The 25,812-nt window shown below is 41.6% G+C and carries 14 protein-coding genes; 5 read left to right on the plus strand and 9 right to left on the minus strand.

The genetic code is table 11. The annotated features are described in order from the left end of the window. Positions 1 to 121: 121 nt before the first annotated feature. Genes GJU39_RS03295 through GJU39_RS03305 form a run of 3 tightly spaced genes read right to left on the minus strand, consistent with a single transcriptional unit; the run spans position 122 to position 6,658 of the window. Positions 122 to 2,569, minus strand: a complete 2,448-nt coding sequence (locus GJU39_RS03295) for a glycoside hydrolase family 31 protein (protein WP_154279270.1) — start codon at positions 2,567 to 2,569, stop codon at positions 122 to 124. Between the two features lie 30 nt (positions 2,570 to 2,599). Further along, positions 2,600 to 3,724, minus strand: coding sequence for a glycoside hydrolase family 88/105 protein (locus GJU39_RS03300; protein WP_154279271.1), 1,125 nt, complete (start codon positions 3,722 to 3,724; stop codon positions 2,600 to 2,602). A 27-nt stretch (positions 3,725 to 3,751) separates the two neighbouring features. Beyond that, positions 3,752 to 6,658 (minus strand): exo-beta-1,4-galactosidase, encoded by a 2,907-nt coding sequence (locus tag GJU39_RS03305; protein WP_154279272.1) that lies wholly within the window; start codon positions 6,656 to 6,658, stop codon positions 3,752 to 3,754. Between the two features lie 925 nt (positions 6,659 to 7,583). Here GJU39_RS03305 and GJU39_RS23505 point away from each other — a divergent pair. Further along, positions 7,584 to 7,928, plus strand: a complete 345-nt coding sequence (locus GJU39_RS23505; RefSeq protein ID WP_209437584.1) for a hypothetical protein — start codon at positions 7,584 to 7,586, stop codon at positions 7,926 to 7,928. A 64-nt stretch (positions 7,929 to 7,992) separates the two neighbouring features. Here the strand turns inward: GJU39_RS23505 and GJU39_RS03310 are convergent, their stop codons facing one another. From GJU39_RS03310 to GJU39_RS03335, 6 genes are all read right to left on the minus strand, one after another. After that, complete coding sequence (locus GJU39_RS03310; RefSeq protein ID WP_154279273.1) at positions 7,993 to 8,787, minus strand: rhamnogalacturonan acetylesterase; 795 nt, start codon at positions 8,785 to 8,787, stop codon at positions 7,993 to 7,995. 77 nt (positions 8,788 to 8,864) lie between these two features. Beyond that, positions 8,865 to 9,632 (minus strand): rhamnogalacturonan acetylesterase, encoded by a 768-nt coding sequence (locus GJU39_RS03315; protein ID WP_154279274.1) that lies wholly within the window; start codon positions 9,630 to 9,632, stop codon positions 8,865 to 8,867. A 158-nt stretch (positions 9,633 to 9,790) separates the two neighbouring features. Further along, entirely contained in the window at positions 9,791 to 12,127 is a 2,337-nt protein-coding gene (locus GJU39_RS03320; protein WP_154279275.1) for a glycoside hydrolase family 2 TIM barrel-domain containing protein, read from the minus strand. Between the two features lie 2 nt (positions 12,128 to 12,129). After that, positions 12,130 to 13,902, minus strand: a complete 1,773-nt coding sequence (locus GJU39_RS03325) for a rhamnogalacturonan lyase (RefSeq protein WP_245227677.1) — start codon at positions 13,900 to 13,902, stop codon at positions 12,130 to 12,132. Positions 13,903 to 14,007: 105 nt separating this feature from the next. Beyond that, positions 14,008 to 16,407, minus strand: a complete 2,400-nt coding sequence (locus tag GJU39_RS03330; protein ID WP_154279277.1) for an alpha-2-macroglobulin family protein — start codon at positions 16,405 to 16,407, stop codon at positions 14,008 to 14,010. A gap of 6 nt (positions 16,408 to 16,413) precedes the next feature. Continuing rightward, positions 16,414 to 18,837 (minus strand): glycoside hydrolase family 95 protein, encoded by a 2,424-nt coding sequence (locus GJU39_RS03335; RefSeq protein WP_154279278.1) that lies wholly within the window; start codon positions 18,835 to 18,837, stop codon positions 16,414 to 16,416. 360 nt (positions 18,838 to 19,197) lie between these two features. On the opposite strand from GJU39_RS03335, the gene GJU39_RS03340 reads away from it, so the two are divergent. Genes GJU39_RS03340 through GJU39_RS03355 form a run of 4 tightly spaced genes read left to right on the plus strand, consistent with a single transcriptional unit; the run spans position 19,198 to position 25,639 of the window. Continuing rightward, positions 19,198 to 21,198 (plus strand): alpha-L-arabinofuranosidase C-terminal domain-containing protein, encoded by a 2,001-nt coding sequence (locus tag GJU39_RS03340; RefSeq protein WP_154279279.1) that lies wholly within the window; start codon positions 19,198 to 19,200, stop codon positions 21,196 to 21,198. Positions 21,199 to 21,217: 19 nt separating this feature from the next. Next, positions 21,218 to 22,759 carry an alpha-N-arabinofuranosidase gene (locus tag GJU39_RS03345; protein ID WP_154279280.1) on the plus strand — a complete coding sequence of 514 codons (1,542 nt, stop codon included), beginning with the start codon at positions 21,218 to 21,220 and terminating at the stop codon, positions 22,757 to 22,759. A gap of 6 nt (positions 22,760 to 22,765) precedes the next feature. After that, entirely contained in the window at positions 22,766 to 24,694 is a 1,929-nt protein-coding gene (locus tag GJU39_RS03350; protein WP_154279281.1) for a glycoside hydrolase family 97 protein, read from the plus strand. 9 nt (positions 24,695 to 24,703) lie between these two features. Next, the gene (locus tag GJU39_RS03355; protein ID WP_154279282.1) at positions 24,704 to 25,639 is read left to right on the plus strand and encodes a glycoside hydrolase family 43 protein; all 936 of its coding nucleotides are present in this window, start codon (positions 24,704 to 24,706) and stop codon (positions 25,637 to 25,639) included. The last annotated feature ends 173 nt before the right edge of the window (positions 25,640 to 25,812 follow it).

Genomic DNA, 25,812 nt, shown 5'->3' on the forward strand with positions numbered 1-25,812 from the left:
TGCTGGATCTTTTATGCTGAACAAAATTATATCCTGTCAGCAATTCTCAAAACCTATTTATACAAACTTACGATGACGATTTCTTTTAAAACCCATTGCAACGACCTTCTTATTTTACACGCTAATTGATACTAAAACCAATATTACCCGTATTGTTTCCTGCTGTTTTAACCCAAAGTATTTTGCTTTTTGCATCGTAATACCATCCGGCATTCTTGTCTAATTCTGCTGCGTTTTGTGCCGCTTTTAATTTATTATTATTTTCCGAAACTGCCACCGGGCTTCCTTCTTTATACCAATGAATTTTGGCTAAATATCGGTGAATCGCTGGCTTAAATGCTCCTGCTGGTTTCGCTATTTTTAAAACTAAACCGTTACTGCTTAATGATGAAGTGATTTTTGTAATGGAAAAATCACCTGTCTTGTATTTTGAACTCAAATTATCATCCTCGTAAAGATCATATTTAGACTCCCCAAATGGATAAACATCCAATGTAATCACATCAACGGGCTTTTCACCACTGTAAATCATTTCTGGCTGCATCGGAATAATACTTCCTGCTTTTACAAAAAGCGGAATAGTATCCAGCGGGGCTACCACATGGCGATAAGTTTTCCCGTCATATTTTTCACCTGTCCAGTAATTGAACCATACGCCTTCGGGCAAATAAACCGAACGGGTGATCGCACCTTTAGTGGTTACCGGAGCCACCATCAAGTTGTCTCCGAACATATATTGATCTGCTATTTCGTAAACGTTTTCATCTTCCTGATGGTTTAAAACCAAGGCCCTCATCATGGGCAAACCGGCTTCATATTGCTGATGCATGCTGGTGTAGAGGTATGGCATTAGCCGATAGCGCAAAAGATCATATTTCCTGAAGTTCCGTAAAGCATCTTCGCCGTAATTCCAGGGTTCTTTATAACCCGGATGATCCATTCCAAAAACCAGGGCAATCGGGCTAAACATGCCGAATTGCACCCAGCGGATATACAATTCCGGATCTGCCTGATGTTCAAAACCGCCCATGCAATGTGCCCATGAGCCAACGCCAGATAAACCAATGTTTAAACCGGCTTTAATTACCGGTGCGAAATACTGCCATTCACTTGGCCAGTCGCCGGCAAAAATGTAAGGATAGCGTTGAATGCCGGAATAACCTTCCCGGGTTTGATTTAACCCCCTGAAACCATTAAATTTTTCAAACTCCAAAAACGGCGCTTTTGCATAGGCTACAGGAAAAAGATTGTGCAAACGTTCGGCTTGTTTCCCCGTTGGGCCTACCTTTTCGCTTTCATTTGCCAATGCACCGAAAGCACTTCCTTCATCGGTTTTCAGGAATTTCGCCCCCAGTTTGGCTACACGCATTACGCCGTTATCCCACCACCATTGCGTCGCCTTTTCATCAAAGAAGTTAACAAATTCGCCGGGTTTTCCATTTTCAGGGTAAGTATAGCCTTTGGCTTGCGCCTGATCTAAAAGGTTTAATTTTTTCGCATTATCAAACCTCGGACGAAGGTGCAAACCAACCATTTTATAATTCATAGCATAAATGCTGTCGAACATCCCTTTCGGATCTTTAAACGTTTCCCTCCACTCGAACGAAGTAGCACCTTTACCGCCAATCTCACCAAATAATCTCCAGGTAGAATCTAACCAAAGTAAGTCGACCGGAATGCCTAATGTCCGGTATTTCCTGGCGAGCTCAACTACATATTGATCTGATGTTTTTTCTTCGTGCCCCCACGTACCGCCACTATATGTACCCGCATGCAAACCCAGCGCAAACTGCGGCAACATAGGCGATTTACCTGTAATTGAGGTATATGAATTTAAAATCGCGGGAAAAGCTGGCCCATAAATAAAGTAATAATCCAGTTCCCCATCTATCGCTTTGAAACTGTATTGATCCCTATTCGTCAGCCCCATATCCCACTCTGTGGCAAAAGAATTATGCAGAAAAATGCCATAACCTTTCGTGCTCATAAAAAATGGAACCGGGCAGTAATTGGCTTCCAGGATATTGTATGCACCAACGGCGTGCGGTAAACCCTTGCCACGGCCCACATTTAATGTTACTTTTTTGAATCTGCGATCCAGGAAATCCATCCGCTCGCCAAAGCCGAAAAAGTGTTCATCGGGCTGTAGTTTTTTGGTGATGCCAACCTTTGTATTTTCTTTAGAAATTGAACCGTTTTTTTCGGAAGTAAGCAACTTTCCATTCAGATCATAAACATCAACTTTAAAAGGCGCCTTATTTATTTTGATTAGCAGCTTAGCCGTGCTTAATAAAAATTGGTCTTTCTTTTCCTCTATAGAGGCCTTTACGTTTTCCCAACCGTATTTAATTACCATCAGGTTTTCGTTGGGCTCAAATTTACCGTTCCAGGTTGCCCTTAATCTAAACATTTCCGGTGTGCATAAATCCAGCTTTACCTCACCTTTTGTAGTGGTAAAAGAAATGGCATTCCCCTGCCTCTTAAAACCAGACTTATAATCGCCTATGGTTTGAGAAAAGGCGGTTGATGACCATAAGATCAACACATAAGCCAAAATTTTATTTATCATTATGATTTATTCCGATTGAAATCACCTTTATTATTTCAGTTTATAAACTTCGGTTCCAGCTAGTAAAAAGCAACCTAGACCATAGTCTTCAAAATCAGGCATGCTGGTATAACTGACCGGCTGTCCGTCTTTTGGCTCTTTTCCGGTTCCTTGCAGATAGCCTAAGAATCCATTTTTATGAACTGCATCTTTTGTCATGCCTTTCCATGCTTTCGCGATGACAGGCAGGTAAGTGGCTTTATCTAAAATACCCTGATTTACACCCCAGGCCATGCCGTAAACAAACAAAGCCGTTCCGGAAGTTTCCTTTCCACCGAAGTGATCTGGATCGTGCAAACTTACATTCCAAAATCCATCAGCCCGTTGCAAGGGTACCAAAGCCTTAATCATTTCATGGTACGTTTTTAAATATTCATCATAACCTATTGCATCTTTAGGCATGGTCTCTAATACGCGAACAAATGCCGCAACTACCCATCCGTTTCCACGCGACCAGTAACAATCTTCGCCATTTGGCTCTTTGTAAGGTGGCACAAAATCTTTATCTCTCCACCAAAGTCCGTCTTTTGCATTATACAAACCCCCGCCTTCTACATTTTTGCTGTGCAGGTACATTTTGTACATGTAACTATAGTAAGTGGTGTCGTTGTATACTTTACCCAGCTTCGCAAATACCGGCATCGCCATCTGGAGTGCGTCAATCCAGGTCCAGTCATTCACTTTATCAGATAAGATCATCAGATCCATCGAAGCTTTGATATCCCTGATCCGCTCTGGTTTTTTGTCGATATTATATAAATCGATGTAGGTTTGTCCGCAGGCCTGGTCATCACCGTTACGGGTTCTGATGCCGTTCCTCAATCCCCAATTGTGTTTTTCGCCCCATTGTACGGCATAATCATAATATTCCTTATCAGGATGAATTTGATATAAACTCATTAATCCTTCATAATAAACAGCCCTTGTCCAGATGTTGCTTGGCCTTTCCCTATTGGTTACGATAGACTTTCCGGCATCCGGCCATTTGTTCATAAAATAAGCATTGGTAGATTTTAGTACTTTCAAAACCGCTTTCTTTTTAGGCAGTTTTTGTGCTAAAAGCGCTTGGGAAAACAAACTGGTAACTAAGGTAGCGCAGATTATAAATTTTTTCATTGCAAATATATGGTTATGTAAGTGCGATTAATTGGTTTTTGGTTTAGGCTTTAATTCATCCGGACTATCTTTGGTAAAGGTATTGAATTGGATTTTCGATGGACTTTCAAAAATGTCTTTCACGGTATTAAAGGCCACTTCATATTTAGGTTTAAAGTTTTCAGACATCATATATTGTTGCAGGCTGAAATAAAGCTGCTGTACCGCCGGCGATGCTTTCAAATCCGGAGAAAGGTTAGCGCTGGAAACGATTAATTTTCCTTTGCCCACTCTGGCTTCCAAAACCAAAGCCAGCCTGCGATTCAAAAACCAGGTATCAATGGGCTGGATAATTGGCCTGAAACCAGGTGGAAAGTCTTCCAGATTCATGGTTTGCGCTTTATTTACAATTTCCCACCACTGCATATCGCTATGGCCTTCTGTCGGGAAGTTAGCCAGGGCTGGATTCTTCGGATCGCAAAGGATGCCTAAAGTATGTGGCGGACGCATCTTAAACCAGGAAGTATTCCAGAAAACAGGCAAAAATGTTTGCACCACTTCTTTCCCTTTTACCACTTTTCCGGCAGCATTTAAAAATACATTTCCGCCCTCTTCTAAAACCTTTTTCGCCTGATCATCTAAAATTTCGGTGTAATAAAAATTTGATTTAGCTTTTGGAAGTTCAGCCGGATAAACCCAAAAATTCCAGTCATTTGCAAACTCAGTTCCTTCAATTGATACCTCCAGATTGAGCTGGGTAGCTTTTTGAATAGCACTTAGTCCAAATTGGATATCGCCTATCTGAATACAATTGGCCACCGGTAAAGACTTTTGATCGAACTTACCCTTACTTAAAACAGTACCCGAAGCATCTTTAATTACCCATAAAATGGTTGCATTTGGAATCGGGGCCTTGCCAAAATGTGCCACTTCTACCGAAGCATTGAGACTTTCATTATTGGTGTAAACAAATTTCGGAACCTTGAGCAAAGGCACTGTACTGTTGGAGAATCGTTTAAACTCTTTTGCAGTAATGTAACCTTTCTCATCCCAAAAGGCATCCAATACCCCAACTAAAGCAGTTCCTTGCCCTGGGTAATCATTTAACGACAGTAACTGAAAACCATTGTAATTCGGTGTTCTTAGGGCTTTCTCAATCTCATTTTTATAACACAAGGCCTGTAGTTTCCCTGATGCCATTAAAAAATCTTTTGCCTGATCTGCCATATCGTGATCAGCCAGATCTTCCTGAAACATTTCGAAATTCTTCGCCCGGTAAACACCGGTATATTTCTTCATTTCCTCAAAATTGGGAAAAACGCAATATTGCCCCATTTCATGCGCCACAAAAGGGACTGTAAATTGCTCAATTTGCCTGGCATAGGTAGAGAAACTTTCTGGTTGTTTGCCCCAGTCTAAACCCCTTGCACCTGCCCGCACCATAAATTCGTTGTTGGGAATTACAGGCCAGCTGCCCCCAACCGAAGCGCCGGTATAAAGCCTTCTCGAATCTTTTGCCTTCCAGTAATTATTAAATTTGGTTAAATACTCCACCTGTTTACCGCGAGGTTCGTTCCCATAAGCCATCATGCAAAAAGAGGCATAGTTGCCGTAGCTTTTGGTCATGCGGTTGGTTTCATCATAGATAAACTGATCAATTGGTTTCCCTTCACCGATTGATGAACCATGATTGGCCCAGCTTGGTCCTTCCGGTTGTAAGTAAAAGCCAACCAAATCTGCAGCAATAAACGCCGCTTCCGGCGGGCACCACGAGTGAAAACGCATGTGGTTTAAACCATGCGCTTTCGAAATTTTAAAAATCCTTTCCCATGCGGCAACATCCATAGCCGGATAACCGGTTAATGGAAATTCACAGTTGTTCACCGTTCCGCGCAAAAACACCGGGCGACCGTTGATTTCGAAACTTCGTCCGACAGCTTTAAATTCCCGCATGCCGAATTGAATGTCTTTCTGATCTTTTTTGCCATCCTTCGAAAACAAAGAGGCCGTTAAACGATATAGAGCCGGGTCAAATTCATCCCAGGTGGCAATTTTATCGCCCATAGGCAAATTAATTTCTAACGTGCCTGTACCATTTTTAATTTCGTAAGGAACAGTTACCGGCTTCACCTGAATGCTGTTTTTCGTATTAAAGCTTTTCGCTGATAAGGTGATTTTCCCTGTAGAAGATACACTGGCAAGCCCTTTCAGCTCAATTTTTACTGTGGCAGATTTTTTCTTCAAATCGGGATAAACCTGAATATCTTCAAAATAAAACGGTGAGCCTGCCTGAAGAAACATTTTCCCAACTACACCATTCCAGTTTCCCTGGGTATGATCGGTTAAACTATGCGAATCCTGACCCACATTGATGGCTTTAATCCGGTTATCAATCAGGAGTGTAATGGTATGTTTTCCAGGTTTGAGGTTTGCTGGTAATTCGAAATTCTGCGCCACAACGAAAGTAAAAGCTGAACCGATTTCTACCTCATCAATCCATACCCGCGTTTCTGAATGGGGATATTCTAAAGATAAAATTACTCGCTGATTCTTCCAGTCTGCAGGAATTTCGACATCTTTTTGATACCATGCTGCCCCGGTATAGTGTTTGGCAGGGGTTAACCAAAATGGGATTTTTAGATTTCCGGGTTTGCGGTATTTCTCCAAACGGGGATGATAGAAATAAGAGCTATCGTATATACTTCCTGTCCATTTTGTTTTCAGCGTAATGTCATCGCCTTTAAGATTTTCAGCCATGGAGCCAGGCAGATTAACGGTTTCGGGCAAAGCCGATGAATACCATTTTGCCTGTACACCTTCATCCTTGGCATCAATTTTAAATCGCCATTTACCTTTTAAGGAAATAGTTTGGGCAGAGGCATGGGCAGAAAAGAGGATTAGCAGGCAAAGTGCAGAAGTAACCCACCTGGTAAACGATGATATTTTTATATACATATTTTTAAACGAATTGAATGCTAAAGCATTCCTCATATTTGGTTAAAGCCACTATTATAGCGTTAAAAATGTACCTGGGCAACCTGTAGTGTCCTGCTCGAAAAGAATCAGTAGCTCAAAATCGTTTAAACCAGCTTTATAGCCACTGTAAAATATTTGCGACTCTTAACTGAAAGTTCTCAACTGTTAACTGCCGCTATCCAACTGTTAACTGAAAGTGCTCAACTCTTAACGGAAAGTTCTCAACTGTTAACTGCCGCTATTCAACTGTTAACTGAAAGTGCTCAACTGTCAACTGCCGCCATCCAACTGTTAACGGAAAGTGCTCAACTGTTAACTGCCGCCATCCAACTGTTAACTGAAACTATAAAAAGATTGCTTCACGTGATCGCTCAAGCTCCGCTTCCGTTCGTAATGACGATTTTACGCATAAAAGATAGATCCTGAATCAAGTTCAGGAAGACGCGCGATGATATTACGAATAGATTGCTTCATTTCGCAACGACGATTTTATTTTAAACCCGCGAGCATCTTTTATTTTACAACATAGGTTCTGAAATAAATTCAGAATGACGATTTACTGATGGCACCCTCGCTATCTACGCCATGCTATCCGGCCTAGGAGATGATGGAAGGAGAAGCAGTTGAAAACCGTTCCCACTAACTTTAAACACCCACCGAACCAAGGCAGCGCACATTTGCCGATTCTTCATCGGTACTTGTGCTGCCGAAACAGGTTTTCGAATGGCTTATCCAACATCAGATCCAAGCCTTGATTTTTGTCTCTTTTCATCAAGGAAAAGAGAAAAGCCCTTCGGCGGCCAGCCGAGGCAAGCCAGCGCAGCGGTCAAATGATTAATAAGCCTTCAGTTAACAATGAAGACTTTTCGCATAAGAGATAGGTCCTGTTCTGAAATGAATTCAGATGACGCCAGGTTCAGGAAGACGCGTGATGATATTACTAAATAGATTGCTTCGTGCCTCGCAAGGACGACTTTTTGAGGGCACAACGCTATCTACGCCATGCTATCCGGCCTGGGAGATGATGGAAGGAGAAGCAGTTGAAAACCACCCCCACCAACTTTACCCCCTCACCCCACCAAGGCAGCGCACATTTGCCGATTCTTCATCGGTACTTGTGCTGCCGAAATCAGGTTTTCGAATGGCTTATCCAACATCAGATCCAAGCCTTGATTTTATTCATTTGCTGTTTATGTTTTTATTTGCATTCATGAGCTCGCAGAAATGCTCGGTTTTGTTACTTTTTTGATCAAGCAAAAAAGTAAAAGCCCTTCTGCGGCCAGCCGAGGCAAGCCAAGCGCGATGACGATTTATTACTTCAAATAACCTTTAAGTTTACTCGACTTTATTGCTTTCAAACCCTTAACAACCATTGCGGCATTCATTTTCGCCCCTACCTCATTCGTATGGGTATGATCTTTTTCAGTAAAATAGTTTTGCACGTCGCTTGCCGGTAACACCGAATACTTATCTTTAATCAATTGATTCAGCGGAACAAAGTCTGCTTTTTCTGCTTTGGCCACTTCCTGCGCCCAGCCTGCGTAGCGGTCATCCACTAAAACCACTTCCCCGTCTTTTACAGGATTGCGTGGAATGGAGGAACAAATTACCGGAATAGCACCTTTAGCCTTCACATCGTTAATAAATTTACGCATATACCGGCCGTACGTATAAACCACCTCCTGCTTTTTCTTAATCGGGTTAAAAGTATCTTTACTTTCCATTCCAATTCCTCCAATGGTACCACGGGCGCGGGCCGTATCATCCAGCGGGCTGCTATCATTGTGGCCAAACTGCATCATCACAAAATCGCCTTTTTTAATTTTCACCAGAACAGCATCCCATAAGCCATTGGTTTGAAAAGTTCTGCTGCTGGTTCCACCCAGTGCATCATTTTCAATGTTAATTTTATCTGTGTTGAAGAAATCGCCGATAAAACTTCCCCAGCCCCACAAAGAACCGTCGCCTTTTCCCTTTCCATTTTTAACGGTAGAATCGCCGATTAAGAAGAGGGTTGGTTTTTCTTTTTGTTTAAAGAGTATGCAAGATGAAAACAGGAAGAATGCACCAAGTAAAATGATGCTGAAACAGGTTTGATTAGATTTCATAGAATAATATTTATAGGATAAATTTCTCCAACCTCTTAGGTTTTAAAAACCTACGAGGTTTAATAACGTTTAACAATTTAAAGCAAATAATTTCTCAGTTTACAGCCCTTTAACTCCTTTACCCCATCTACAACAGATTGCGCATTTACTTTTGCACCCTCTAAATTGGTGTGGGTATGATCCCCCGGGAAAAACGCTTTTACTTTTTCTGGTCCCATTGCATCGTACTTATCAGCCGTAATTTTATTCAGGTCGACAAAATAAGCATTTTCCTGTTGTGCCACTTCAGCGGCCCATTTACCAAAATCCTGGTCTGCACGAAGCACCTTTCCGTTTCTGAATTCATTTCTCGGAATCATAGACAACACTATTGGCGTAGCTCCTTTAGCCTTTGCTTCGCGAACAAATTTGCGGAGATACCAGCCATAAGTATGGACCGTTTCTACTTTTCCATCTGGCCAGGTTAATACTTTTGTTTCTTCTCCTGTTCCTTTTAAAACGCCTCTTCTACCTGCTTTTGTGGTATCTGGCACGCTGCCGTCGTTGTGGCCGAATTGCATCGTGACAAAATCGCCTGGCTTTAAAGTCTCTAAAACCTTATCCCATCTTCCTTCAGATAAATAAGTTCTGGTACTTCTACCCGCCATGGCATTGTTTTCGACCCGAATTTTGGTTGTATCAAACAGTGCAGCGATAGGTGTTCCCCAACCCCAGGTTTCCTTGTTCGAATTGCGAACGGTTGAATCGCCGATGGTATGCAATGAAGGTTTACTTTGATTGATGAAAGCAGTTGCGCCAAACATTAATAAAGCCGCAACCAGTATTTTTATTTTCGTTAATTTCATTTTTACTTTTTTACCCTAAAGGGGATGATAACATGATTATACTGATTTACTGTTAACTATTTCTATCGGCACGAAGCTTGATCACTCACCATGCTCAAGTTAGTTCAGCACTTTTCTTCCTATCTCGTTCCTTGAATAAGTTCAGGATGACAATCGCTTTATTTCCCAATCACTTCAAACTTTACTGATCCACTTTCCAAACCATCTGCAGCCGCTTTTACTTCGATATTTCCGGCTTCATTCCCTTTAATGTAAGCCATCACAACACCCCGGTATGCATGTCGCTGTTTCGCTTTATAAGTTTCATGACTGGCAACATCTCCATTGTCTACAGCGTCGATTACTCCGTTTCCTGAAAGGCTAAACTTAATCAGGTTGTCGGCATTCGGACAAATATTCCCTTGCTCATCATATACTTTTGCAGTTACGAAAGCTACATCATCCCAGCGGTTGCCGATTTTATTTTTATCAACGGTAAGCACAATTTTAGCTGGCGGCCCGGCGGTTTTTAGTTCTTCTGAACCCACTTCTTTACCTTTGTTTTTACCTACCGCTTTGATCGTCCCTTTTTCGAAAGTTACCTCCCATAACCTTGGCGAGTCGTCCGCTGGTTTGGGTTTGCCGCCTAAAGATTTTCCATTTAAAAACAATTCTACATCATCACAATTGCTGTAAACGGCAACTTTCGCATCATCATAAGTATCAAAATCTGTTGGTGTCCAGTTGTTGATCCATTCTCCGGCACCTGCATTTCCTTCTTTTCTAACGATATGGACCGTTGGCTTTTCAGACCACCAGCTCTGGCGTTGCAAGCTCTGCTGTTTCCAGCTTCCAATGCGATCAAATAAACCTTGCCCGTTAGTTATCTCAGGCCAATCTGCCTCACCCAGATAATCAAAACCCGTCCATAAAAACTGACCAGCCATAAAAGGGTTATCCCGAAGCGCCAGATATTGTTGAATAACATGTGTGTTTTCTGTACCAATTACCTTTAAATCTGGCTTCTGGTTGTGCAGGGCCACTAATTCATTTTCGCGATAATTCTGCCCAACAACGTCCATTGTTTCTGCAAAACCATTGGTATAGACTTTTGAATTTGCAGGGCGAAAAAGTGCCATCGTTACCGGTCGGCTCGGATCAAGCAAATGAATGAGATCCTGCTGATCTTTATATTTTTTGAAACCTTCCGGACTATTTAAATCATCATGAATTTCATTCCCTACACTATAAATTATGATTGAAGGATGATTTCGATCTCTCAAAACCATATCTCTTGTATCGCGCTCCCACCATTCTTTCCAGAAACGGTTATATCCCTTTTCTCCGTTATTTTTAGCTGATGTCCAGGTATCGAAAGTTTCGTCCATCACCAGAAAACCCATCTGATCACAAAGATCCAACAACTCCGGAGCGACAGGGTTGTGAGCCGTCCGGATGGCATTTACACCCGCTTCTTTTAGCTTGCTGAGGCGAAATTCCCAAACGCTTAATGGAACCGCAGCGCCAACCGCTCCACCATCGTGATGCAAACAAGCACCTTTTAGTTTGAAATTTTTACCATTTAACCAAAAGCCAGTCGCTGCTTCAAATTTGAAACCCCTGATCCCAAAAGTATTGATCTGATCATCGATCACTTTACCTCCAATAATTATTTTTGTAACTGTTTTGTAGAGGATTGGCGTTTCTACATTCCAAAGTTTAGGATTCGCAACATCTATCTTTTGCGCTATTTTAGCTGCATTTTTAGCTCCGACGTTCTGCTTTGTCTGTACCGTTTTGATCACTTTTCCGCTGGCATCCATCACCGATGTTTCCAATGTAACCTGGCTATCTTTGGCAGATTCATTTGAAATTGATGTTTCCACCTTAACAATCGCTTTCTGCGAAGTGGCATCAGGTGTAGAGATAAATACGCCCCAGTCATCCAGATGAACAAAATCTGTCGCCACCAGGCGCACATGCCGGTAAATGCCAGCGCCGGTATAATAACGTGAGGCAGGTTGCACCGTATTGTCTGCTTTCACCGCGATAACATTGGTTTTTCCTTTCCCAAAATTCAGGTGTTTACTTAAATCGTAAATGAAACTAATGTAACCATATGGCCGTTTACCGAGGTGGAAACCATTTATCCAAACATCGCTATTGGCCATTACGCCATCAAATTCTATCGTTACTTTTTTGTCTGCCAAACTTTCATCCGCATGAAAAACTTTTCGGTACCAGCCAATTCCGGATGGCAAATATCCCCCTCCGCGAGCGGTAAGGTTTGTTTTATCATAGGTTCCCTCAATACTCCAATCGTGTGGAACATTCAGTTTCTGCCATTTCGAAGTGTCAAAGGCTGTTTTCTCTGCATCTGGTACATCCTGCTGGATAAAGGACCAGTCGCTATCGAAATTATCGATTATCCGCACCTGTTTTGATTGTTGCGCAAAGGCAAGAACCTGCATCAAAAGCAAGGCAAAGAAGAAGGTTATTTTAAAGTTTCTAATCATGATTATTTTTTGGGTTCAACAAGTAAAATATTGGGTTTGGGTGCCTTTTTCATTCCATATCCAAAATAAAAACCGGTATGTGGTGGCTGGTTATACCCAACATTTTGCCAGGCGATGCTCAACCGGTATTGCGGATCGTGCATCAGCGTATAATTTCGGTAATCAGTTGGAATGGTGGTGGTGTAAATTCTCAAACTTTGATTATCATAAGACCTTAAAATCAGCTCTTCGCGCCAATCGCCAAAAATATCGGCGCTTAAAGCAGGCGTAGATTTGGTCCAGTTATTGGCGATAGCCCCGTTTGCCGTGAGCAATCTGCCGCCGTTGTATTTATCGATGTGGTTTCCATCTAAAAGTTCGCGGGAGAGATCACCGTCCCAATAAATTAGAAAATTAGTGGAATGCGGTTGCTCACCAATTCTATTTCCTTTCATATCGTACAATCCGTTTGAACCAGACCACCACATTTGTGCACCAACCCTGGTATTATCGATGTTATCGGCTACGCCCCTGCCCACATCTTCATCTTCCGATCCATGCCAGAGAATTTCTCCTGTCTTAGCCTCGTACAATGCAGCTCCTGGACCTTTTGTTCCTTCTTCAATCTCATGTACGCCAAAAACCTCTAAACCTGGTCGTTCAGGGTCGAGATCAGAAACATGAAGGGCATCACCATGCCGTAAACCAGTCGTATATAAGCCTTTTCCGTTATCATCCACGCACATGGATCCGAAAATAATTTCGTCTTTTCCATCGCCATCTACATCAGCCACGCTTAAATTATGATTGCCCATGCCTGAATAAGGATTTCTCCCATCTTTGGTATCGAAAACCCAACGAGAGGTCAGCTTCCCGTTTCGCCAGTCCCAGGCGGCCAGCACCGTCCGACCGTAATAGCCGCGGCACATCACCACACTTGGGTGAATACCATCTAAATAGGCAATGCAAGCTGTGAAACGATCTACACGATTTCCAGAATCATCATTTTTTCCGTTGCCACCCCTGCCGCCCCATGCACCGATATTTCCTCTTCCGGGGATGTAATCTGTAGTAGCTAAAGCCTCACCTGTTTTTCCGCTGAATATGGTAAAGAACTCCGGCCCATCTAATATTTTACCATTTTTATTGCGGTAATCTTTCGTTGAATCACCAATTACTTTTCCCTTCCCGTCTACTGTGCCATCAGCGGTTTTGCAGGCAAATTCTGCAATCCCGTCGCCATCCAAATCGTAAACCATAAACTGCGTATAATGGGCTCCTTCCCTGATATTTTTACCGAGATTAATCTCCCAGAGGAAAGTTCCATCAATTTTATAAGCCTGAAAAATGGGTGGATCGGTAATGCCGCTGGAAGAATTATCTCGCCCGCGACCGGTTTGATGCAAAATGATCTCATATTCACCATCGCCATCCAAATCACCAACTGATGCATCATTAGGGGTATAACCCGAAGGCGTTTTCAACGGGATTGTTAAATATTGCTGAACTGGGGTTTGCGCTGCCAATAGAAAAGCGGTACTGGCGCCCTGTTCCCTGTTGCCAACGATCGATTTCACGAAATAGCTATTTGCGACATTCATATTCGCGCCTGCATCCACAAAATTGGTTCCTTTGGTTAAAGGTGCTGAATTAAGTTTTTTCGGTACTCCACTTCCGGTTTTGCGGTAGAGATTAAAGGCAATATCATCCGGTTCAGTTCCTGAAATGCGCCAGCTTACAAAAACGGAATCTGTGCCTTTCCGAACGGCAACTACCCCACGCCCCAGCTTTTCCATTTGCCTTTGGGCATATAAATGCACGGAAAAACAGAGCGTAAAAAGCAAAATTAAGGATGGTAATTTGATACGCATTGGTTTGTAATTGGATCGTTAATAAGGAATTTATTGAACTGTATAATTTATTTTAGCTGAAGCGGCCACGCCTTTTTCAAAAATACCATCGGCTTTTACTACCACTTTACCCTTATTATCTCCGTTATAAAAAGTTACGGTAGCGGTACCATTTTCATTTGTTTTTATGGCCGGCGACCAGAAAATAGTGGTTCGCAGATCTTTATTCGCGGTTGCAGGCTTGCTGTAATTTGGAGAATAAAAATCTCTGGCGGTGTAATAACCATTGAGGTTGATGTTCAGTAAATTCAAATTCGTACCTCTTAAGGCATCATCTTTCACATTGAGGCTGATTACATAAATATCCTGACTGGCATTATTGAGCAGGTGCTGCACCCTTACCTGATTAATCTGATCCATCCGCAGGCTGTAATAATCTAAACGCTCTCCAATCAGTTCTTCTTTTCTATTGATTCTGATACGAGGTCTGATTTTTTTTCCGTTTGATAAGAAAGTTACGCCCTCGTTTCCAATTGAATCGGTATCATCTGTAGGGTAGGCACCTCTTACTTTAGTCAGGATAAAATGTTCCAAACCTTTAAATGAGTAATCTGCCGGCGTAATATCGAACACCTGCTCAGCATCTCCATAAGTGACCATGGTTTCATCGAATAATACTACTTTTTTATTTTGATCAGCTTTCACCTGAATATCATCCAAAGTGATGGAATCGCCAAATTTATAGCTGCGATTGTAATGCATTCGTTTAGTAATTTCTGCATCTATGTTGCTTGCAAAATCCTGAAGCCCGTTTTTAAACTGGATAGAAATCGGCTTCGCCACTGAATCTATTTGCAGCCAGCCCCCTTTTTTGCCGTTTCCATCATGAGAAGATATTTTAATGGGCTGGTTTCCGTACCATTTTAATCCATCAAGAAAATAATTTCCATGCTGATCGGTTTTAGTGGAATATAACTTCTGTCCGTTGAAACCTGAACCAAACAAAGTGATATTCATATCTGGTAACGGTTTATTGGCCAATTTTTCCCTTACCGATCCTGCAATGGTTAAACCAGGTTCAGGCAGGAAGGAGATTTTTATAGTGGTATCGGCAAGCTTTTTCCAGAGGTAATCCCGCCAGCCCTGCGTTAATAAAAGCAAATCAAGCTGTTTGAAGCGAGATGGATTTTTAACATCAAAATATTGACCTGCATTTTTAATTTCACCTTTTATTTCCGATTGAAGCATTAAATATGAAACGATATTGGTTCCATCATCGGGGATTAACCCATCAACGGCCGCCAGCGATAATGATGTTTTAGCCGGCTGACCAAAAAGGTCTGTAGCCTTAATATTTAAAACTACTTTCTCGCGTGTTTGATAAGCAGTTTTATTTGGTGTGATGGTGAAAATATTTCCAGTGTTATTGTGAATATAAACCAGTCTTTCGCAATGCGGCCGCCCGGCATCGTCCGTTACCGTAACCACAGCGATGCCTTCGGGAAAATCCTTTTTTGGAATTGAAACTGAAATCATGGGTTTCCCGAGCTTCACTGCGCCAGTGTAAATGTGATCACCGGCATGTTTGATGGTTACGGTAAGCGATTTTCCAGTCATTTCGCTAAAAGCACTTTCACTTGCGCTGATGGTTGCTTTAAGATTCAGCGAATCGTTGGTGATGTGCAAAACCAATCCTTTAGCTAAAATTTGCGGAAGTTGAGCCGCTACTTTCTCTTTGCCGAAACGGGCTTCCACCCGGTAGCTTTCATTGGCTTTAGGGCTGAAAGCGAAAATCCCCATCCCGGCCTCCGTGCTCTGAAATGATGTGATCGTATCCCCTTTGGATGAAATGACACTGCCTCGTGCCGCTAAACCATTTCCCAGGTTATCATTGGTTTTAAAAGCGACCAAACTGGTTAAACCACTTACCAAAGATCCGCCCTCAGGGAAAAATGTAATAGATTTTAGATTACTGGCAGGGCCGGCAGGTTTTTTCGCTGCACTCCGGGTGGCAGAAGTTGCATTTCCATTGGGTTGATTGGTAATGTAAATGCTTTTCTGGAAAACAAAATCATTTCCAAAATTGCGCATCCAATTGGTGTAGGCACGAATGTTATACCATCCTGAGGGAATAGAATCCAGCTTGAAATCGCCTTTTCCAAGTCCGTTTTCCAGCCTGATGATCTTTTTATCGAGAATTGCCGAAGCTGGATTAATCAGTTCTACGTACAAATTACTGCTGGAAGAGGTTAGGCTTGAACCTTTCGCATTCACCAGATAAGCGCTAAACCAGATGTTTTCCCCGGCGCTGTAATAGGTTCTGTCGGTTTGTAAATAGGCTTTCTCAAAAAACAGCTTAACGCTTTTTGGATCAGCCGTTTTTTGTTGTGCATGGCTGGCTATCGCATAGCAGGCCAGGCCGACAATCAGGAATGCTTTTTTAATACTCATCGTATATTATTGATCAGATGTAACTGAAATTTCGTAGACTTTCCCCGCTGTCGTTGCTATTGTATTGCTAAAATTCACCCCTCGTTTTACTTGTTCAGCACCAGTTGCTTTGATGCCAATGTTAGTAAGAAGGTTTAATGTGCCACCGTTTTTAGATAAAATAGATGCTTTGCTTAACCGGCCGTTTGCCCAATAAAGATCTACCACGAAGCCGCCCCGGGCAACCAAACCTTTTATACTGCCTTCTTTCCATGCTGCCGGTAATGCAGGCAATAACTGCAACTGATTTAAGTGACTTTGCAACAGCATTTCTGCAACACCTGCCGCAGCGCCAAAATTACCGTCAATCTGGAATGGCGGATGAGTATCAAAAAGATTATTTAATGTGGAATTCTTCAACAATTCCTGGTACATTTTATAGGCATGATCTCCATCCAGCAGCCTTGCCCAAAAATTAATTTTCCAGGCCTTACTCCATCCTGTACCTTCATCACCACGTATCAAAAGTGTCTTCTTTGCTGCGTTGGAATAAATGGTATCAATCAAAGGTGAAATTTCTCTCCCCGGATGTAAGCCAAATAAATGCGAAACATGGCGGTGTTGAGGGTCTTCATCTTCAAAATCGCCATACCACTCTTGCAGGTTACCTTTTTTCCCAATTTGTAGCGGACGGAGTTTATCGCGTTTCGCTTTTAAAAGTGTTGCAAAATCCTGATCGGTTCCTAAGATTTTAGCAGCATCAATCAAATTATTGAATAAATCGCGGATAATGGAAAGATCCATTGTAGAGCCGATTGTTACCACTTCCTTACTCCCATCTGGCAATAAATAGCTGTTTTCTGGTGAAGTAGAAGGCGCAGTAACGAGGTATCCATCTTTTTCCACCAACCAATCCAGACAGAAAAGTGCAGCACCTTTCATTAGCGGATAAGCCGTTTCTTTCAGGTATTTTTTATCTCCCGTAAACAGATAATGTTCGTATAAGTGCTGCGAAATCCACGGACTTCCCAGCGACCAGTTTGCCCACTTCGGATCTCCGCCACCTTCGCCCACCGGATTGGTTTGTGCCCAGATATCAGAATTGTGGTGCAGAACCCAGCCTTTTGCACCGTAATAGTTTTTCGCTGTTTTTTCACCATTTACCGCCATGTGCTTAATTTGGGTAATTAGGGGCTCCGTTAATTCAGAAAGATTGGTAACCTCGGCAGGCCAGTAATTCATCTGGAGATTGATATTCGTGGTGAAATTACTTCGCCAGGGCGGCCTGATTGAGGCATTCCAGATGCCCTGTAAGTTGGCCGGAATCCCACCCGGCCGTGAGCAGGAAATTAATAAATACCGGCCAAACTGAAAATAAAGTTCTTCTAAGCCAAAATCTGGTTTTCCTGCTTTGTAACTTTTAAGCCTTTCATCTGTTGGCACATCTGCCAGTAAATTACCCGTGTTATTAATATTAATAGACAGTCGGTTGAAATATTTTTGATAATCTTCAATATGTGATTTTCTGATTGCTTCGTAAGGTTTAGATGCTGCTTTATTTAGGAAAGTCAGTGCCTTCGCCTTTTCATCAATTCCATCCTTATCCGGATATTGATCAAAGCCGTTATAACTTGTCGCTCCGGAAATCATCAACAGAATTTCGGTAGCACCTTTAACATTTAATAGGCTATCTGTACTTAGTTTTCCATCCGTGCGGATCACTTTTAACCTCGCCTGGTAACGCATACCGTTATGATGGAGGCTATCAGAATAAATAAAAGGTTTGATGTTGCTGCGTTCATCAGAAGTAATTCTGGCCTTCCCGCTTAGGATTATTTGATTGTTACCATCGGTCTTTACCTGGTGCTCAAGCTCATCGTCAAGGCCAAAACTTACATTTAATGCATTTTTCTTACTTGCCGTTAAACGCATCACGATTACCTGGCTGGGAAAAGAGGCAAATATTTCACGTTTATAAATAACGTCGCTTACCGTAAATGAGGTAGTGGCAATGGCATCTGCAATATTTAAGGTTCTGCTATAATTACTTACCGTTCCATTAATTTTTTGCTTTAGATTCAGGTTCGCCAGCGGCTGATACATGTTCGTATTTGGCCCCTGCATTTTTTGCATCAGCTTTACGGCTTCACGATTATTACCAGCATAAAGCTGTTTCCGTACTTCAGGCAGGTATTTTGGCGCATCGGGATTTGGATTCGGATCAGCTGGTCCGCCCGTCCATAATGTTTCTTCGTTTAGCTGAATCAGCTCACTTTCTACCCGCCCGAAAATCATCGCACCCAATCTGCCATTCCCAATTGGTAAAGCTTCATCCCAGTTTTTAGCAGGCTGTCTGTACCATAGCGTGTTGCTTAATTCCGGCTTTTGCGCACTTACAGTAGTGCATAAACAAATGATCAACACGAGGGAAGTGAGGTAAAAGAGTCTCATAATGCTAATTGGTTAGTGGATGATTGTTGTTGCTCCAGGCTGTGCGAAACATCGATCACCGCACAATTTAGAGAGTAAATTTATAAGTCGCATCCTGTGGTATCCTGCTTAATTTAATGTTAAGATGCTACAGTGATCCCAGGAAAGTAATAACCCGGGCTTATTTCCAAACCTACATAAAAAAGTTACTCAAATTTACAATTAACCAATGTTGTTCCTGTTCCAATCAGCAACACAAAGGCCGCTTTATACATGATAACATGATAGAATCAAGTTTTTTAAAAAATAATCGTATATATGACGTTTATTATCCGAAATCTTTTACTTTTACATTTAGTAACCGACCAAATATTGAACTTAATGAAATCAAACACAACATTAAAAGGCATACTTTATACATGCGTTTCCGCTTCGCTAAGTGTAATCACCATTCCATTTGCTTTGCAGGCGCAAACCCCTAAAGTTATCAAGGTAAAAATAGATCAACCTATTGCGAAAGTGCAGCCTAATATGTGGGGTGTATTTTTTGAGGATATCAATTTTGGTGCTGATGGCGGCATTTACGCAGAACTAATTAAAAACCGTTCTTTCGAGTTTACTAAACCGCTCATGGGCTGGACTATTCAACGCAAAAAAGCGAACGAAGGGGAAATCCTTGTGGTAAATAGAAAAGATATTAATGCTTCAAATCCGCGTTATTTGCAAATAAATAACGAAAATGGCGTTTTCAGCATTATTAACGAAGGGTTTAAAGGCATTGGTGTTAAGAAAGGATTAAAATACAATTTTTCAGTAATGTATCGCCAACTTGCTCCGGGCGTAAAATTACACTTGCAACTGTTAAATGCAAGCGATCAGGTAATTGGTGAAGGCAATTTATCACCAGAAAAAACCGGCGAAGAATGGAGTAAACAATCAGCGGGTTTTACGGCAACAGAGACCGATCCAAAAGCAAAATTCGCAATTGTATTCGAAGGCAAGGGCAAGATTGATTTAGATATGATTTCATTATTTCCTGGCGATACCTGGCAAAACCGCCCACAAGGTTTACGGGCAGACATGGTACAGCTTTTAGCCGATATGAAGCCAGGGTTTATCCGCTTTCCGGGTGGGTGTATTGTAGAAGGAACCGACTTAGCCAACCGTTACCAATGGAAAAATACCATCGGCCCAATCGAAGACCGGAAAATGATTATCAACCGCTGGAACACTGAATTTGCCCACCGTGCTGCTCCGGATTATTTCCAGAGTTTTGGCTTAGGCTTTTTCGAATACTTTCAGCTGGCAGAAGACATTGGTTCTGATGCCTTACCCATTTTAAATTGCGGCATGGCTTGTCAGTTCAATTCTGGAGAGGTGGCTTCTTTAGATGAGCTCGATCCTTATGTACAGGACGCTTTAGACCTCATCGAATTTGCAAATGGCGATGTTAGCACTAAATGGGGAAAAATGAGGGCAGATCTGGGACACCCAAAACCATTTAATTTAAAGATGATGGGAGTTGGTAACGAAAACTGGGGGCCACAATACCTGGAACGTCTTGCCATTTTTACCAAAGCAATTAAAGCAAAATATCCTGATATCAAACTCATTAATAGTTCAGGAACAGATCCGGAAGGCGATCGTTTTAACTTACTAAATACTTCTTTAAGAGAAACTAAAGCCGATTTTATTGATGAACATTATTACCGTCCGGCAGATTGGTTTTTGAAAAACGCCGGCCGTTATGATAATTATCCAAGAAATGATACAAAGGTATTTGTTGGTGAATATGCGGTGCATGCCGATAAAAACTATGTAGGCAGCAACCGCAATAACTGGCAGAGTGCATTGGCATCTGCTTCTTTGATGACGGGTTTAGAAAGAAATGCAGATGTAGTTCAAATGGCATCCTACGCACCTCTTTTTGCCCATATCGATGCATGGCAATGGGCACCCGATATGATTTGGGTAGATAATCTTCAATCTTACGGAACACCGGATTATTATGTGCAAAAGCTTTTCTCAACCAATAAAGGTACAGATGTAGTCTCCATCACTTTGGATGGCAAAAATATCATCGGTCAGGATGGATTATATGCTTCTTCTGTTTTAGATGCCGGGAAAAAGGAACTGATCATTAAAATTTCAAACAGTTCTGATCAGCCAAAGGTGGTTGATTTCGATCTCGAAGGAAAAACGAAATTGAAAAATAAAGGTACCGTTGAGGAACTGGCCGATGCCAACCTGAATCAACTCAATTCTTTTGCCAATCCTGAAGCCGTAAGTCCGAAGAAATCTGTGGTAAAAATAAATGGCAAGAAACTTACGGCAAGCTTAAAGCCTTACTCGTTCAGCGTATTTAAAATTCCATTCAACTAATCATTTTAACCAAACGATAATGAAAAAAACACTCCTCTCTTTAGCCCTGCTTTGTAGTGGTATTTTCGCCAATGCGCAAAAGGAGACTTCACTAAGCATTAAACCAGCCGGCGATCAAATGGTGAGTAAACACATTTACGGGCACTTTTCCGAACATTTAGGTCGCTGTATTTATGATGGGTTCTGGGTTGATGAAAATTCAACCATCCCGAATAAAGGCAGAATCAGGTTAGATGTTGTAGCCGCTTTGAAGAAAATAAAAGTACCGAACCTGCGCTGGCCAGGTGGTTGTTTTGCAGACGAATACCATTGGAGAGACGGTATCGGACCAAGGAATCAGCGCCCGAAAATGGTGAATACCAATTGGGGGGGCGTAGTGGAAGACAATAGTTTTGGCACACATGAGTTTCTTGATTTGTGTAAAATGCTTGATTGTGAGCCTTACATTGCCGGAAACGTAGGAAGTGGAACGGTTGAAGAAATGGCAAAGTGGGTAGAATATTTAAACTTCGATGGGGTTAGTCCGATGACGGCAATCCGCAAGCAAAACGGAATGGAAAAGCCCTGGAAAGTAACTTTTTGGGGAGTTGGAAACGAAAGCTGGGGTTGTGGCGGAAACATGACGGCAGATTATTACAGCGATTTATACAGAAGATATGCCACCTATGCCAGGGATTATGCTGGTGCGCCTTTAAAAAGAATTGCCAGTGGTGCCAATGCCGAAGATTACAAGTGGACAGAAACCTGCATGAAAAATATTGGTGCAGGCAGAATGTGGGGCCTTACGTTGCACTATTATACTTTGCCTACCGGAAAATGGGACGCAAAAGGATCGGCAACCAAGTTTGATGAAGAGCAGTATTTCAACACCATGAAAAACTGTTTACGCATGGAAGAAATTGTAACTAAACATTCGGAAATTATGGATAAATATGATCCGAAAAAGAAGGTTGCACTTATTGTAGATGAATGGGGAATCTGGACAGATGTAGAGCCAGGCACCAATCCGGGCTTTCTTTATCAGCAAAATAGCTTACGCGATGCTTTGATTGCCGGCACAACCCTAAATATTTTTAACAATCATTCTGACCGGGTAAGAATGGCCAACCTGGCGCAAACAATTAATGTGTTGCAAGCGCTCATCTTAACCGAAAAAGACAAGATGTTGCTTACCCCAACTTATCATGTGTTTGATTTGTACAAAGCACATATGGATGCAAAATATTTGCCTATTAACTTCACCAGCCCTGATTATACTTTGGGTGATAAAAAAATTCCGGCGCTAAATGTTTCTGCTTCGCAAGATTCTACAGGTGCAATCCACATTTCATTAGTTAACCTTGATCCAAAAAACAAAATTTCATTAAACACCGATCTTGGCGAATTAAAGTGGAAAACGGTAACCGGACAGATTTTAACCTCTGCGAACTTAACGGATGTAAACACTTTTACCGCTGCCAATAAAGTTCAGAATGCAAAGTTTAACGGTGCTAAAAAATCCGGAAATTCACTTAAAGTTGAACTTCCTGCACAGTCTGTTGTGGTTCTTGAGTTAAAATAAGTCAATATGAAATACGAAATCCTAACCATTCCCCTATTGTTCCTTGCCGTTCTGCAAACGGTAAATGCTCAAACGAAATACGAAATTAGCAGCCCGGATGAAACGCTTAAAGTAAACGTTGTTTTAAAGGGTAAGCAACTATTTTACGGTGTGAGCAGAAACGGAACCGAAGTACTCAACTCGTCAGCATTAGGATTAATCCGGAGTGATGCCGACTTTTCGAAAAACCTTTCTGTTTTATCGGTTTCGAAAAATGAGGCAGTCAAAGACACTTACACGTTGAAAAATGCGAAACGATTGGTTAATCACTACGTTGCGAATAAAAGAGTTATTCATCTTGAAAATGGATCAAAAAAGAAACTAGATGTTATTTTTCAGGTTTCAAATGATGGAATTGCCTTCCGCTATTATTTTCCAGACCGCGATACAAAAGTTAGCAAATTAACTGAAGAGAAAACCTCATTTCATTTCTTCAAAGCTTCAAAAGCCTGGATGCAGCCCATGTCTGTTGCTAAAACAGGTTGGGAAAGCACAAATCCATCCTACGAGGAATATTACAAGAAAGAAATTAATGCCGGTACCGCTGCACCAACCAGTGCAGGCTGGGTTTATCCGGCATTATTCCATTACAAAGATACCTGGTTATTGGTTTCCGAAACAGGTTTAGATGGCAATTATTGCGCCACCCGTTTGAAGCAAAACGCTCCGGATGGCAATTATAAAATTGGCTTTCCAGATCAGCGGGAGGCTTTTACGGGCCAGAATGTAAATCCCGAATCTACCCTCCCCTGGTATACACCCTGGCGCATTATTGCCATCGGGAGTTTGAAAACGGTAACAGAATCTACGCTGGGTACAGATTTGGCTTACCCTGCAAAAAGCAACATCAATCCAGATCAGTTTCAGTTAGGTAAAGCCTCCTGGAGCTGGATTATTTTAAAAGATAACTCAATTAAATACGATGTGCAGAAAAAGTATATTGATTTTGCTGCCGATATGAAATGGGAATTTTGCCTGATTGATGTCAACTGGGATATTACGATTGGTTTTCCAAAAATGCAGGAACTGGCAGATTATGCAAAGTCTAAAAATGTTGGCTTAATCCTCTGGTACAACTCTGCAGGTGCGTGGAATACCGTTAAATACACCCCGAAAAATAAGCTGAATGTAAGGGAAAGTCGGTTGCAGGAGTTTGCAATGCTTCAGAAAATGGGAATTAAAGGTATTAAGGTAGACTTCTTTGGTGGCGACGGTCAGTCGATGATTAGGTATTACCTGGAAATTTTTGAAGATGCTGCTAAATCTGGCTTGAGTGTAAATTGCCATGGCGCAACATTGCCACGTGGCTGGCAACGAACCTATCCAAATCTCGTAACGATGGAATCGATCAAGGGAATGGAATTTATCACTTTTGAGCAAGAAAATGCCAATGAGGAGCCTGCCCATGCAACTACTATTCCGTTCACCAGAAATGTGTTCGATCCAATGGATTTTACGCCAATGTCATTAAACAAGCTTCCAAACATCAATTTAAAAACCACCAGTACTTTTGAATTGGCGCTCCCTATCATTTTCCATTCAGGTGTACAACATCTTGCAGAAACGCCGGAGGGAATGGCTAAAGTTCCTGCATTTGTTAAAACGTTCTTACAGGAGTTTCCGGCAAGCTGGACCGATACCAAACTAATCGACGGTTATCCTGGTAAATTTGTAGTAATGGCAAGAAAAGCAGGTGATAAATGGTATATCGCTGGCATCAACGGCGAAAACAGCATAAAAGAGGTTTCTTTCGATAGTTCAAAATTTGGTAAAAAAGCAAAGCTGATTATTGATGGAAAAGAAGACCTTTCGTTTGTTCAAAGCAACCTTGATACTGATGCAAAAACAAAAATTACCATGAAACCTTACGGCGGTTTTGTATTGGTGGTTGAATAAACATAGTACATGAAAAAAATATTTTATACGGCAATATTACTCCTGATAGTTTTTTTTGATGTTCTGGGGCAATCTAAAAAAGATGTTTACCTCTTCGCCTATTTCAAAAATAATGGCCAGGATGGTTTGCACCTCGCCTACAGTATTGATGCCTACAAATGGACCGCTCTAAAAAATGATTCTTCATTTTTGAAGCCTGTAGTAAGCAAGGATAAACTCATGAGAGATCCTTGTATTATTCGTGGTGCTGATGGCTTGTTTCACATGGTTTGGACGGTAAGCTGGAAAGATAAAGGCATTGGCTATGCCAGTTCTAAAGATTTAATTAACTGGAGCGAACAGCAATTTATTCCGGTAATGGCGAAGGAAGATGGCGCGAGGAATACCTGGGCACCAGAAATTACCTATGATGGTAAAACCAAAAATTATATGATTTATTGGGCATCCACCATTACAGGAAAATTTAATGAAACAGCATCAGAAAAGGAAGATGGCTATAACCACCGGATTTATTATGTAACTACAAAGGATTTTAAGACTTTTTCTGATACGAAACTGCTTTATGAGCCTGGATTTAACGTAATCGATGCTTCCATTGTTAAAGACCGAGGAAGATTTGTAATGTTTTTGAAGGATGAAACCCGCGAACCTGCACAGAAAAATATCAAAATCGCGTATGCAGATCAACTCACTGGCCCCTACTCGAAAGCCAGCGAACCCATTACGGGCAATTACTGGGCGGAAGGACCTACAACTGCAAAAATTGGAAAAGATTGGTTGGTTTATTTTGATAAATACCGCGATCACAAATATGGCGCAATCTTATCATCAGATTTGAAAAACTGGAAAGATGTTTCTGATCAGATTTCTTTGCCAAAGGGATTAAGGCATGGAACAATTTTAACCATTAAACCAAGCGAACTTAATAAATTACTTAAGCAGTAATTTACCGTTTCAAGTCGTAGCATACCGTTACGACTTAAAACAAAAACACCTTGTCAAAACCCACTAACCTCACCTCTCCTTCGTTGGTGAAGGCTTTTTCAGCCGTTGAAGTAATCTTTTCAACGATGAAAATCTTTAAAGATTGCTTCAACCCTTCATCCACCCAAGCTTCA

Origin of the sequence: Pedobacter petrophilus, from assembly GCF_009674725.1 — a bacterium.
In the GTDB taxonomy this organism is placed as follows: domain Bacteria; phylum Bacteroidota; class Bacteroidia; order Sphingobacteriales; family Sphingobacteriaceae; genus Pedobacter; species Pedobacter petrophilus.